Raw genomic sequence first — 14,079 nt, 5'->3', positions numbered from 1 at the left:
GATTTCGGTTCTATTTGGATATTTATATTTTTGAAGTCCAATAATTAATATGCATATTGATAGTACAATGAGTACTGATATTTTTGTTTTAAGATGTTGCAATATGTACTTAATAAATTTGATATTACGGAATTATTACCTTAGAGATCAATGTCTCAGTGAATCATACATAAATTTTATCCTTATGGTCTTTTTTTCTTTTTACAAGCTTATAACGAATTGTACTTGCAATTTATTTAGAAATTACTTAGGATAGTCATTATTTACTTCAATAGTTTAGATATTTTAATATCAAACACAAAATATGATAAACTGTGATACATGTTGACAAAGCAGCTTTTAATGCACCAACTTTCCAAATCGCTTGATGGTTTCTGCTTCAAGCCATTCTCTGTGTGCGGGATGGGCTATATTTAATAGGGCATGAGCCCTTTGGCATAAATTTTTTCCGAATAAGTAGGCTACGCCATATTCTGTAACAACATAATGTACATGTGCCCTTGTAGTTACAACGGACCCACCTTCTTTAAGGAAAGGTACTATTTTAGATTCGCCATTCTTTGTAGTGGATGGCAATGCAATGATAGGCTTGCCGCCTTCTGATAAAGCAGCTCCACGAATGAAATCCATTTGTCCTCCGACACCGGAATATTGATAGATACCCAGAGAATCAGAACATACCTGACCGGTCAAATCGATTTCTAAGGCAGAATTAATGGCGATCATTTTGGGATTAGATCGGATGACTTTAGTGTCATTGACATAATCGATTTCCAAAAAAAGAACTTCCGGATTATCATCTACAAAATCGTATAATTTTTTTGTACCTATGGCAAAACTTGTTACTATTTTTCCACGATGCTTACCTTTATAAGTATTGGTGATAATACCTTTCTCAACTAATGGCAATAAACCGTCTGAAAACATTTCGGTATGAATGCCCAAATCTTTGTGATTGCCCAAACATGATAAAACAGCATCAGGAATAGCCCCAATACCCATTTGTAAAGTAGAACGATCCTCTATTAATTCAGCACAATATTTACCTATGGCATTTGTGATTTCATTTCGATCATGATCATAACTTACTTCAGGTAGAGCTTCATCGATTTCTATATAGGTATTGATTTCAGAAATATGAATCTGTCCATCACCATGGGTTCTGGGCATTTGTTTATTGATTTGCGCAATTGTGTATTTGGCATATTTGACAGCTGCGCGTGTTATATCTACAGAAGTTCCCAGCGAACAAAAACCATGTTTGTCCGGTGGAGAAACATGTATCAACGCCACATCCAATGGAAGAATATTATTTTTAAAGAGTAAATGTATTTCGCTTAAAAATATCGGCACGTAATCCCCATATTCGGTATTTACCATGTCTCTGACGTTTTTAGAAACAAAGAGAGAATTGACAAAAAAACTGTCTTTTATCTCTTCCGTATCGAAGACCAGATTTCCTAAGGTGCTTATACTCAACAATTCTACATTTTTTAGCTCATTTTTCCTATTAAACAAAGCTTTCATTAAGGAAGTTGGTGTGGCTACTCCACCTTGGAAAAAAACTCTATTTCCGCTGTTGATCCTATTCACTGCGTGCTCTGCTGACTGGATTTTCATATGTTGGATTATGGAATATGGTTTGATTTCTGATAAGGAACAATACGATGCATAAAGAGTTTTACCTTTAAAAAAATTTAATATAGGATCTAATTGGATTGTTGTTTGGTGCAACGATTTCCTTCAATTTAACATTTTGGACTTAAGGTATTTATGGGAAATGCCAGATTATATACATACATATTAACGCACATATTATGATATACGAAAGTTATCGTATATTTGCAATCTAAACAAAAAAGGATGATTAAATACCTAGGGATTTTTCTAATTGTAATAGCTAGCTCTTGCAGCCAACAAAAAAACAGTCAAACTCCAATTACACCATTTGCAGATTTCTTAAAACAGTATCATGAAGAACGCCAAACTTTTTATCCTTTGGAGAGTACATATGCTGGTGAAACTAAATTAAATCATCTGCTTCCAATAGATATTTCACAGAAATTTATTCATGATTTAAAATCAATGTACTTGAAATATCAGCAAGGCCTTGCAAATTATGATGTTTCGAAATTTTCAGAAGTTGATCAACTTAGTTATGATATCTTAAAATGGGAATGTGAAGTTAATTTGGATGATGAGCAATTTGAGAATTACCTGATACCCATCAATCAGTTTAATTCTTTACATCTTACTATGGGGACTTTTGCATCGGGGGAGGGCACTCAGCCTTTTAAGACTGTAAAAGATTATGACAACTGGTTACAACGATTGGATGCTTATGTAATATGGCTCGATACAGCTATGGTCAATATGCATCTTGGAATTCAAAAAGGAATCGTTTTACCAAAAGCCTTAACAAAAAAATTGATACCACAATTTGAGGCAATGACCATTACAGATATGGAAAAACACCTTTACTATAGCCCAATTAGGAGGATACCTGCAGATTTTAGTTCAGAAGATAAATCCAGATTATCTAGTGCTTATGAATCGATGATCAAAGATAAATTGGTACCCAGATTTAAGGCTATGACCGAATTTTTAAAGGGTGATTATTTGACTGCATCTAGAGAAAGTTCAGGGATCAGTGAATTGACTAATGGAAAAATCTATTATGCAGCAAAATTGAAAGAGCAGACTACAACTCATTTAACGCCAGAGGAGATTCATCAGTTAGGCCTTAATGAAGTGAGTAGAATAAAAACAGAAATGGAGAAAGTCATGGCGCAGGTTGGATTTAAGGGTAGCTTAAAAGAATTTTTTGATCATGTTAGACAAAAAAAAGAATTAATGCCATTTAATGAACCGAAACAAGTGATTGATAATTTTTATGCCATTTATGAAAAAATGAAACCCAATTTATCAAAATTGTTTGATCTGGAACCCAAGTCAAAATTTGAAATCAGAAGAACAGAAGCATTCAGAGAAGCAAGTGCAAGTGCAGAATACAATCAAGGATCCATAGATGGTACGAGACCAGGCATATTTTATGTGCCCATTCCAAATGTGAAAACGTATAATTTGTATTCAGACGAAGATTTATTTTTACACGAAGCTATTCCAGGGCATCACTACCAAATATCCTTAGCTCAAGAGAATACATCTTTACCTGAATTTCGAAAATTATTATGGTACGGAGCGTATGGTGAAGGATGGGCATTATACAGTGAATCATTAGGTCAAGAACTTGGATTATACCAAGACCCTTATCAATATTTTGGTATGTTGGGTGCAGAAATGCATCGATCCATTAGATTAGTGGTTGATACCGGAATGCACGCTTTCGGATGGTCAAGAGAAAAAGCAATCCAGTATTCCATAGAGAATGAGGCAGAGAGTGAAGAAAGTATTATCAGTGAAATAGAACGATATATGGCTTGGCCTGGACAGGCCTGCAGTTATAAAATTGGACAACTTAAAATTCGAGAGTTGCGAAGTATTCTTGAAAAAAGAGATGGTCAGTCATTTGATGTGAAAAAATTTCATCGAATGGTTTTAGAATCCGGATGTTTGCCTTTAGCTGTTTTAGAAAAAAGACTAATATAAACTAATCTTTTTATCTATCACCCAGGGTCTTAATAAAGGCATCGGATATTTTTTTTGGCGCTACTTCACAATAGGCAGCTAATAAAGAGTCGTACAGTAATTCATTAGAAATAGTTTCCAGATTGACCAAGGTCCATCCTTGTTTTCCCCATTTGTTGGGAACAGGATAAATTACAGTTGGATCAAAAGAGGAGAAGACATTCTGATCTATTTCGGAAAGTTTTACACAAATTCTATTTTCTTTCAAATTGTGGGTAGCAAATATTTTTTTACCTATTCTAAAAGACGGCTTATCAAAATGAGACTGCTCGGAAGTTTGTGGAAAGGAGAGGGCTATGTGTTTAATAACATCTTTGTCCATTGATTTTAATTTGGTGTAAATATATGATCCATATGACTTAAAAAATTTAAATGCAATAAAATATAGAATGAAAATGCAAAATATTGAAATAGATATTGGAAAAAAATGTAAAACGAATTAGTTAAAATAAAATTGCGACTATTCAATGATTTCGATTGATAAGTCAAAATGAAAAACGATATAGTCTTCAACTTGAACTAGACCAAAAAGGATTTGAGGTACCACCACATTATAGTCTTTCATACTTAAAGTTTGTGATCCTTTTATACGGTATTTATTTGGTGATATTCTGATTCCCTGAGCAAATATTTGTTTATTTTGTTTAGTATCTTTAATGGTTAAATTGGTGTTAGCTATAACATCAAACCATTGAGTTTCATTCATAAACATCGAGTAGTCAGATTTCCAAGCTTCTAATAAATCTATAGAAATAAAGGGAAATTTATCTGACTCTAGGCCTTTTTTTAAATTATAGTTATAAAGATCTCGGTGACATTCAATATTTGAAGTTGATATCTTCATTCTTATGTTTTGAAATACCGTTTTTTGATTTTGAAAATCAAAACAAAGTGGAATATATACTTGTGGGGTTTCACAATCACAAGTATATAAACCAACATTTGTTTTTCCAGTCAAATACATTTTGCTATCTGACGAGAATAATATTTTGCTGTCTGGATATACAAATGGAATGCTTGGTTTATTTGTATTCATCAAATAACTATATGGAAACAAGCAAAGTAATATAAATCTTGTCAGCAACATTTTGTTTATAATAACTTAGTTGATTAGAAACTTACAGCAGCTTCTAATACAAAGCCACTAAATTCGCCATCTTTTCTATAATCTTTGAAGTCGTTATATTTTTGCATAACATATTCACCTTTGATTTGTAAATTATGTAGTGGAAACCATCCAGCAGCAATAGCAAGTCTTGTAATTGTACCATCTTCGGTTGCAGCAGGTGGTGGTGCAAATGCAGATGAAGCAACAAATGGAGTGCCTGTCATTGAATTATATCGAACACCTAGATAGCATTGTTCTTTTTTACAAAAACGATAGACTAACTCAGTAGAGTATTGTGAAACTTTTCTTGGTTCATCTTTTCTTAAATAGAAAGGAAGTTCAACTCTACCTTCAGCACTTTCAAAAGTACCAAAAAACTCTAGCCCCATATATTTAACGAAAGCATTAACCATAAAACTATTTACTTCACTATTAAATACTGGAATGAATCGTCCGGAATCTTTATTGTTGCGATAGGTACTTTGTCCTATACCTTGTGAAATTCCATCAACCCGAATTTCAGAACGGTTTTGTTCCATCACCATAAAATAGTGTGATCCTGCTCTGTCACCATAATATAATGTATGATTAGGGCTTCCACCATTCTGATAAATCGAAGCAGAAAGACGATATCTCAATTTATTGATCGAATTGTCATAAGCAACTTTTGCTAAAAACGAAGGCTTACGTTTAGTTTTATCAAATGTAAATGGTTCTGGTCTGGCATCAGATACATCAATATTACCTTCCAAGGTTCCTCCCGTCATTCCTACCATTAACATAAGGCCTTTAATTGGAAAAACATATGCTTCACCACCAATTTCAGTAGTAAATGCGTCTAATATATTATTCTCAACAAATGGATTATACATCGTATTTCCTCCATCTGATCTGCGGAATTGCATATCACCATAATTCGGTTGGAAGTGTCCAACTTTTAATCTTAAGTATTTTTTGAACCACTCAGGATTTCCAAACATGGGTAATTTGTCTACTTGGATATATCCACCTTTTACCCAGAATTCATTATGATGTCTTGTTGACATATACGATTCCACACACATCCTGATTCCATCACCTAATTGAACATCTAAATTTAGATTGGCCATTGCTGTATTAAAACCAGTGAGCGTTGCTGTGGTAGAATCTGAAGTAGTAGTGCCATAAAGTAAATTGGTGTTAAAATTGGGGTCTCTAGGGTCAATAGCAAATGTAGGCGTATTGGAATGTTTCAAAGATTGAAAATCTTGTGTAAAACTGGCTCCGAATTTAAAGTGTAAACCTTTAAATTCGGGTTGATCAGCTGTTTTTGAAGGTTCAAAAACGTTGATACCACTTTTGTTGTTGTCTCTGTAGTACTGAATTCCTGAATCCTGTGCTGACAGGTTGAAACTAATAAAGCCGATTAGGCAAATCAAAAAATGGGTTAGTTGTTTGTTTTTCATTGTAAAAATATTTAATTAATTAATTTTTTTGCAATACCATTTCAAAAGTTACGGTAACTTCATCACCAGATGTTATAGCACCTAGCATGGCACTTGGAGGTTTGATTTTGTAATCCGTCATCTTTATTTTTTTACTTCCAGTGCATGTTATTGTGGCATCTGAATTTATTTTGGTATGGACCGTTAAACTTTCGTCCTTATTTGTCCCAGCAATGTTAAATACGCCTTGAGTATTTAAAGTATTACCATTTTGATCTGTGGTATTAGAGATGATTTGATTGAATTGGTAGGTAATGGTTGGACATTTAATGATATTTAGCGCCTCATAAATTTTTTGATCCATTCCTTTACTTTTCTTATCGCTTTTCAATTCTGGGCCTTCTATAGCTACACGCATCGATTTAATTTCTTTAATTTTAATGCCTTCTAGTACAAAAACTCCGCTTGCAGAAGCCTTATTTGCTGTAATACTCCAATCATGTAATGTTGAAGTTCCATATATTTTTATTACATGTGATTTAAGAGTGTAGGAGACTTGGGCTGTTGTACGAATTGTATTTATCCCAAAAATCATTGATAAAATGAGGAAATATTTCATTTAATTAATTAAAGCTTGATATTAAAAAATTTGGTATTTAGATGATATTTATAAATTTCATCAGGTCGAAATTAATGATTTTTTTGGAATTACCCTAAAAAAAGACTTTTATTGGCTTTATTTGAAAAATGGGGTAAACTATAATTGTATAATTATATAAAATAGTGATATAATATTTAAAAAATATAACATAAATAATTGATTATAAATATTATATATATAATTAATTAAAAAAATATTTAAACCAACTAAGAATTTGAACTATAAGTAACAAGCAACTTATAAAATGAATCTTGTTTATTTTATAAGTGTTTATCCAAATTGTAACAATTAAAAATAGCTCAATTACCATAGAATAAACAAGATCACTAAATAAAGGATTCATTGAAATTACAGAGTTGATCGCCAAAATAGAAATGAAAACATGTTCTCAAATTTTTCTGAAATGGATTCACATGTATTATTCAAAATATGTTGAATGTCAGTAATCGTTCTATCAAAATTTGATGAAAACTCCTATGTACTGAAAGCTAATATTGTGTTAGTGTTATCATTTTGGATCTGTTTGTTATTTAATATCCAAATTCTAGCTTTTGGTGTAGCATGGGTATTGGTTTGTGAGATGGCTTTAAGACTTCCAGCCCAAATGCCACCACCTGGCTGAGCATGTAAATTTGATGAGCAAATGAGTATTAATATGAATGCTAATGTTTTTAATAAATGGTTCATAATAAAATAGTTTAATAAATGATATAAAAAATGAATTTTATAAAAATTAGATATAACACAAGACATATAATTGAGATCACTTTTGTGTTTCCGGCATAGGGATTACTGGTGTCAGTGAATCAAATTCAATGAACCACTGACCCTTGATTTTTCGAACGACTGCCATGCCTTTTGTTTTACCTCCCAATTGTTTACCACCCATTTGGATGTCGGCTGAAGAGTCCCATACGATCAAGGCAATGTCATTGGTCAATATGCGAACCTGTGGGTCCCCATATGTAAAACTTGGTGCTTTATCTGCCATTTTCATAAATGCCTCCCAAGAAGCTTTCAATGCTTTTTTACCGTAAGTGATGTTGCCATCAGGACTGATTTCTGCAGCATCATTAGTATAAGCCGCCCACATTTTTTTGTTGTCACCCGCTTGATAAGCATCCCAGGTATCTTTCCACATTTTGTGGATAGCAGTAGCATTGGAATTAACTAAGCCTTTTGTAGTTTTACTTCCAACCCAAAAACCTCCAGCAGTTTGAGCTTTTGATTGTAATGAAGTAATAAGTAAAGTGAATATTAACATGGATTTTAATAAATGATTCATAAAAAAATAGTTTTAATAAATGAAATAATGTTTGTAATTTAAATTAGAAAATCTTGCATTTGATATTCTAAATTTGATGATACAAAGATGCACTGAGGAAGAGGGGATATTAATCAGTAGGTTTGTGTAAAATCACTACATAGATCTACGTATTTTTTATTTATAAATACACGGACTAAATGAAATATTCAAGACAGTAGATATTATGGAAAAGAGTGATAGGTAAATTAGTCGCTGTACATTGTATTCAAACCAGAGTAGTTGAATACGATGAACTATCGATTATTTGTTCTGAACTTAGTGCTTGATCAATATTAATTTTTATATATTGTTACCACTTCATTTACCGTTAGATTTTCTTTCTGAATGGTGCATTGATCCAGAGGAATAGCTTGCGTAAAAAAAGTAACACGATCCCAAATAGCTTTTCCTGATATAGCAGCGTTCACAAAAGATGCTAAGCCTCTAAATTGTGTATTCTTAAATTCTACATGATACATTTTGGTATCATTCCATTCTGCCCGATTATTAAAAACACATTGATTGAATATAGCTTTTTTCTGAAAAATCGAATAATTAAAAAACACATTTTCATGAAATTGACAGATACCGAAATCGCAATATTCTAAAAATTTAATATTACTCAATTGGGCATCCCCTCTAAAACTAGATCCCTGAAAACTTGCCACTTTGGTGAATTCACATCCCAGCATATTGAGTCTTCTTTGGAATACTGCATTTTGGAAACGCACTTCTTCATTGAAGATGGATTTTGAAAAATTAACATCGTGATTCGCATTGATGTCTTCAAAGTTGGCTAATTTACTAAAAGTACATGAAGGGAAGGAAAGTATTCCCGATATATCTAAAGATTTAGCCATGAATTCAGCATCAAAACCACAATTGACAAAACTTATAGTGGCATTTATTTTTCCACTGATCATTTTGTTTTTTTCTTGCTTGAAGAATATAATTTTTCCTAAAAAACGACAATTTGAAAAATGCATACCTGAATTGATAATATATTGGTCCAATGATTCATTGACTTGGTCTGCATTTGAAATGGTAGTGAAATCAAGGTCGTCTTGTATAGTTCTATTTTGAATATTGACAGGCTTTTGACTATTAATTAATCCTATTATTTCTTTGGCAGAAATGGAATTCATTTTACTTTTTTTTTGGGCTTGACAAGAATTCAAAAGAAATAAAGAAGTTAGGGCAAGTATCCAATGTAATCTTTTTTTGTGGTCGAAGGTCATTGTTGTTATTTTTTCTTTGAATAAAAAAACAGAACCAGGCCGTATTGACCTGGTTCAGATATAATCATCAATAATTATTTAGCAGCATTAATTTTTGTGTTTTGCTTTGGAAGACTTTTTACCATTCGATCTATTTGACCTGATTTCTTTTGATATTTAACGAATTGTACAATTTCTTCAGGAGTATAGGCATTTCTATGCTTGGCATTAACAGCCGAATGATATTTGCATTGCTCAATATTTGATGAAGTTGCCTTTAATGGATTTAGGAAGTCAAAATTCTTATTGGAATCTGTTCTTTGTGTTGGCCCAGATTTTAATTCTCCGTAACCATCAATAAATTCTATAGGTTCATCAGAAGAATAATATAGATTATTCAATTCATCGTCTTCCTGAATGACATCATCTCCATCCGCTAACAATAACAAATAATAATCGCCTGTAATATCAGCCATCTTATAGGTCTGACGAATACCTAATGTTCCAATACCAAAGAGAACTTCAGCCAGATTTTTTCCGGAATTGACTACATAATTAATTTTGCAATTATTTCCATTACATGATATCGTATTACTTGGAATGCTCTGCGTGAACTCATCATAAAATATTACACCATAATCATCGGCATCATACGCATTGTAATAGATATAATAGATTCTCCAACCTGTTGCAGGAGATATATTAGAATTTCCAATATTATAAATATTGAATTCTGTTGATCGGGCTAGAGGATCGCCGGTGTTATCATATTCTGATAGATCAGAAAAAATCCAACCCGCAAGGTCAGCACTGCTACCGCCTGGATTAGGATCTGGTTTTTTGCCATCACCTTTTTCATTTGCTGCTATGTAAAAATTATTATTAAACTGGAAATCATTAACCATGAAATTATAATCGACCCAAATATACCCTTTGCTACCCCATGTTTGTCCCCATGAATTCACTACTTTGAATGCACCATTTGGACCTTTGTCGTCATCATAACCTAAAATAGCTAATGCATGATAGGCATGCTGACCCGTATTATTGTAGGTTGTATTGGATGAGATCACCTCATCTGAATTCCAAGACATAAAATTATCACTTAGTTTCGCTCCTAAAATAATCGGGACATTATTTGCCAGCTGTTCCTTTATGGTATTCACTTTTGGATCTACCTTTCTATAGTACTTTATTTTATTGGATGCAGCTTCTGCTGTCCAAGATGACTGCACCTGACTTTTATCACAATTACCTAAATTGGTATAAGGAACTGTAGCTAATGTAGCAACTCCTCTGTTTTGTATGAGATCTAAAGCGTTGTCAAAACCAGTACCATTACAATTAGCGCCTTTTAGATTATTATCTATAGATACAAACAAATCCTTAGGACTAAATTGATTTCTTGAATCTTTAAGGTCATTAGTTGAATAATTATTATCTATGCCATTAATCGCTGTTTTAACATTATAGGCAGTAGCCCAACCAACACAAGTTCCATATTGCCCTTGATCTCCAATTGGAGGAAATTTGCTGGTTAAATCAACGGATTTTGGTAGGTTAGAATTACCATTTCCAAAAACAACTTTTGAAGGTACTTTGGAAGCATCATCGTTACCATCCCAACCAAAGGTATATGGATTATTCCCAGGGCCGTTATCAATAACATCCTCTTCCTTACAGGAAAAGATGAATAAGAATAAAGTGAAGTAAAGTAAATTTTTCATAATAATAGTTTTAATGGTTTTTTTAATGAATGATAAAGTTTAAACATGTGATGTAATCATAAATCGAAAATTACAAATTTGATTACGATGCAAAGTTGAGCTTTAATAATTCAATGTAGTATCCGTAAATCTTTGTAATTTACTACAAAGATCTACGTAAAGTTAAAATATGTGCACTGGATTGGGGTAGCAAGTTAGTTTTTTTAGTTAGAAAAAGCTAACTTTCCTTTATTTTTTAAATTTTTACACCAATTTAGCTTTAATGGCAAATCGAACCAATCCTGCAACCCCATTTACCTGAAGTTTTTGGATAATATTGTTGCGATGGGTATCGACAGTCCTTGGACTGATAAATAATTGTTGTCCAATTTCTGTGCTGGAATACCCTCCAGCCACGAGTTTTAAAATTTCAATCTCCCGAGGAGACAATTGATATAATGCTGAATCTTCAAAGGAAGTTGATTTACTAAGTAAGGTAAGTGTTACTTCTTCAGAAAAATAATGACCGCCATCTGCAACTTTTCGAATAGCGTCTCCAAGTTCTGACATTGATGCATTTTTAAATAAATATCCTTTGGCACCTTTTTCTATACAATTTTGGATGATATCTTTGTTATTGACCATAGAAAGCATGATGACTTTAATACCAAAATAATCTTTTGAAATAATCTCAGTTGTTTCAAGTCCTCCCATTACAGGCATTTCAACATCCATCAATATAATTTGAGGCCTCAATCCATTACGCAATAATTGTAAAGCTTGTTTTCCATCAGCAGCTTCTCCTATAAGTTCTACAAAATCCATATCAGTAAGCAAAGATTTAAACCCTTCTCTGACTAACAAATGATCATCAACTAAAATTAATTTAATTTTGGATTGCATGGATTCATATTATAGTGGAATTCTAATCGTAGATATAGTCCCATGGGGTTCTGCAGGTTCTGTATTAAATGTCCCGCCCAGCGTAATAACCCGACTAAGAATATTCAACAAGCCCATACTGCCCTTATTCCTTTCATGATGATAATCAAAACCAATGCCATCGTCCTCTAAACGCATGATGAGATTTTGATTGGCTTGATAGAACTGCAACATTAAATGATTTGCCTGAGCATGTTTAATAACATTATTTAATAATTCTTGTACAATGCGATATAATCCGGTTTCTATTTTTTTATCCAGATTAGAAGGCAATACACCCAATTCAATTTGAGCCTTAATATTAGAATGTTGCATAACATTATGAAGTAAGGTCTCCAATGCAGAAATTAAACCGGCTTGTTCCAATGCAGGGGGCATCATTATGTGTGAAATGTTCCGAACCTCAGTACAGGAATTGTTTAACTGATTTTCAAGTTCTAACATAAGTGCAGCTTCGGTAGGTGCATGACCTTCAATTCTGTTTCTTAATTTAGTAAAACCCAATTTCAATGCAACAAGTTCCTGTGCTATACTATCGTGAAGATCTTTAGCGATTCGTTTGCGTTCATTTTCCTGGGCTTCAATGACGGCATTTAATCCTTGTCGTTGTTCTTGAATAATTGCAGCATCTAATTCTGCTTTTTTACGCAATCGGAATCGATTATAAAACAACCATGCTAGAACAACAAAGGCAATTAGGCTCGCAAGTAAACTATAATTTATCGTATTTTTTTTAAATATTTCTGATTGTTGAGCACTGATTTGTAATTTCTTTTCTGCAATTTCTTTTTCTTTTTGAGCAGTTTCATATTGAACTTGATATTCGCTTATTTGGTCCAAAACGTTTTTGTTCAGTATGGTATCCTCATAGGATTTAGATAATTCTTTATAAGTTTTTGCTTTTTCATAATCGCCTGTTAAACAACTTAAATCATTCAAATTACTATACACTTCTTTTAAAATAGCTGGTAAACTTGAATTTTTAGATATTTTTTCTGCTTGTTTAAAGTAATTAAAAGCTTCATCATAATGCTGATGCTGCATTTCTAATATTCCCAAACCATTCAATGACACACAGCTTAATTCAGGGTCTTGAACTGATTTGTTCATTTCTAAAATTTCTTTAAAAGTATTTTGGGCTTCATTGAAATGGTTGCTTTTCATATATGTGCCAGCCAAAGCAGCATTAGCAAATAAAACACCTGAAGGGTATTTGAATTTTGAAAAATATTCTTTTCCTTTAACGAAATTCGAAATGGCCTCATTGTATCGCTTTTGACTAACATAAACTTCACCTAAATTAACACTTACACGACCATATTCAAAAAGACGTGTTGGAAGAAATTGGAGTAAATCAATTTCTTGTTGATATACTTTGATAGCTTCTTCATATTGATGTAAATCTTTATATGCAGCAGCTATAATTTCTAAGGCATCTAACATACCTACAGAATCTTTTATTTCCTCAGAAATCTTAAGTGCTTCTTGTGCATAAGGTAAGGCTTTAACAATTTGTTTCATTCCACCGTAAGCGGTAGCTTTAAATCCTAAACATTCCACTAATTGTACTTTATTTCCATTTTTTCGAGTGATTTCAATACCCCTATCTATGTATTGAAGACTTTTTTGACGTTCTCCTGCATGTTGAAGAGCTCCGGATAAGTTATTTAAACTTCTTACCAAAAAGGTGTCATTGTTCAGTTTTTCTGCTTCTACAACGGATTCTCTAGCATATTCCAAGGATTTTACTTTGTCTGCTCCAATATAGGCCCGACTCAAATGACGTAATGTCTCTACTCGATCAGTGCCAGTTGTGTGCTCTAAAACCTGCAATAAGGAGTCCGCTTTATATCTTTGCTGAGCGCAAAGAACATCTGAAAAAAAAATAAAAAGACTGCAAAAAAAGAATTTCATATTCAACGGAATATTTAAGGATCTATATATCTTGATATGCCATTGCAAAATAAGGAATATACTCCAAATGGAAATATAATTGTATTAAAAAATTACGATTATTTCCTTGCCAGTGATTTTATTTTATGTTAAAACGTGACGGCGAAATTCATG

General features: G+C 32.7%; 12 protein-coding genes. 1 reads left to right on the top strand and 11 read right to left on the bottom strand.

The window, feature by feature from the left end; genetic code table 11:
* Positions 1-339: 339 nt before the first annotated feature.
* Positions 340-1,620 carry an acetyl-CoA hydrolase/transferase family protein gene (locus IPK88_03065; GenBank protein MBK8242382.1) on the bottom strand — a complete coding sequence of 427 codons (1,281 nt, stop codon included), beginning with the start codon at positions 1,618-1,620 and terminating at the stop codon, positions 340-342.
* A 243-nt stretch (positions 1,621-1,863) separates the two neighbouring features.
* Here IPK88_03065 and IPK88_03060 point away from each other — a divergent pair, with 243 nt between their 5' ends.
* Positions 1,864-3,609 (top strand): DUF885 domain-containing protein, encoded by a 1,746-nt coding sequence (locus tag IPK88_03060; GenBank protein ID MBK8242381.1) that lies wholly within the window; start codon positions 1,864-1,866, stop codon positions 3,607-3,609.
* 10 nt (positions 3,610-3,619) lie between these two features.
* Here the strand turns inward: IPK88_03060 and IPK88_03055 are convergent, their stop codons facing one another.
* From IPK88_03055 to IPK88_03010, 10 genes are all read right to left on the bottom strand, one after another.
* Complete coding sequence (locus tag IPK88_03055; protein ID MBK8242380.1) at positions 3,620-3,970, bottom strand: MmcQ/YjbR family DNA-binding protein; 351 nt, start codon at positions 3,968-3,970, stop codon at positions 3,620-3,622.
* A 138-nt stretch (positions 3,971-4,108) separates the two neighbouring features.
* Positions 4,109-4,684, bottom strand: a complete 576-nt coding sequence (locus IPK88_03050; protein MBK8242379.1) for a hypothetical protein — start codon at positions 4,682-4,684, stop codon at positions 4,109-4,111.
* A gap of 74 nt (positions 4,685-4,758) precedes the next feature.
* The gene (locus IPK88_03045; GenBank protein MBK8242378.1) at positions 4,759-6,201 is read right to left on the bottom strand and encodes a hypothetical protein; all 1,443 of its coding nucleotides are present in this window, start codon (positions 6,199-6,201) and stop codon (positions 4,759-4,761) included.
* 19 nt (positions 6,202-6,220) lie between these two features.
* Complete coding sequence (locus IPK88_03040; protein MBK8242377.1) at positions 6,221-6,799, bottom strand: YceI family protein; 579 nt, start codon at positions 6,797-6,799, stop codon at positions 6,221-6,223.
* A gap of 516 nt (positions 6,800-7,315) precedes the next feature.
* Complete coding sequence (locus tag IPK88_03035) at positions 7,316-7,528, bottom strand: hypothetical protein (GenBank protein ID MBK8242376.1); 213 nt, start codon at positions 7,526-7,528, stop codon at positions 7,316-7,318.
* A gap of 76 nt (positions 7,529-7,604) precedes the next feature.
* Entirely contained in the window at positions 7,605-8,126 is a 522-nt protein-coding gene (locus tag IPK88_03030; protein ID MBK8242375.1) for a nuclear transport factor 2 family protein, read from the bottom strand.
* 314 nt (positions 8,127-8,440) lie between these two features.
* Positions 8,441-9,292, bottom strand: coding sequence for a pentapeptide repeat-containing protein (locus tag IPK88_03025; GenBank protein MBK8242374.1), 852 nt, complete (start codon positions 9,290-9,292; stop codon positions 8,441-8,443).
* 167 nt (positions 9,293-9,459) lie between these two features.
* Positions 9,460-11,091 (bottom strand): C1 family peptidase, encoded by a 1,632-nt coding sequence (locus IPK88_03020; protein MBK8242373.1) that lies wholly within the window; start codon positions 11,089-11,091, stop codon positions 9,460-9,462.
* Between the two features lie 243 nt (positions 11,092-11,334).
* Positions 11,335-11,973 carry a response regulator transcription factor gene (locus IPK88_03015; GenBank protein ID MBK8242372.1) on the bottom strand — a complete coding sequence of 213 codons (639 nt, stop codon included), beginning with the start codon at positions 11,971-11,973 and terminating at the stop codon, positions 11,335-11,337.
* 9 nt (positions 11,974-11,982) lie between these two features.
* Positions 11,983-13,926, bottom strand: coding sequence for a sensor histidine kinase (locus IPK88_03010; protein MBK8242371.1), 1,944 nt, complete (start codon positions 13,924-13,926; stop codon positions 11,983-11,985).
* Positions 13,927-14,079: the final 153 nt, after the last annotated feature.

It is taken from the genome of Candidatus Defluviibacterium haderslevense (genome assembly GCA_016712225.1).
In the GTDB taxonomy this organism is placed as follows: Bacteria; Bacteroidota; Bacteroidia; order Chitinophagales; family Saprospiraceae; genus Vicinibacter; species Vicinibacter haderslevensis.
This window is presented reverse-complemented; position numbering and strand designations above follow the sequence as displayed.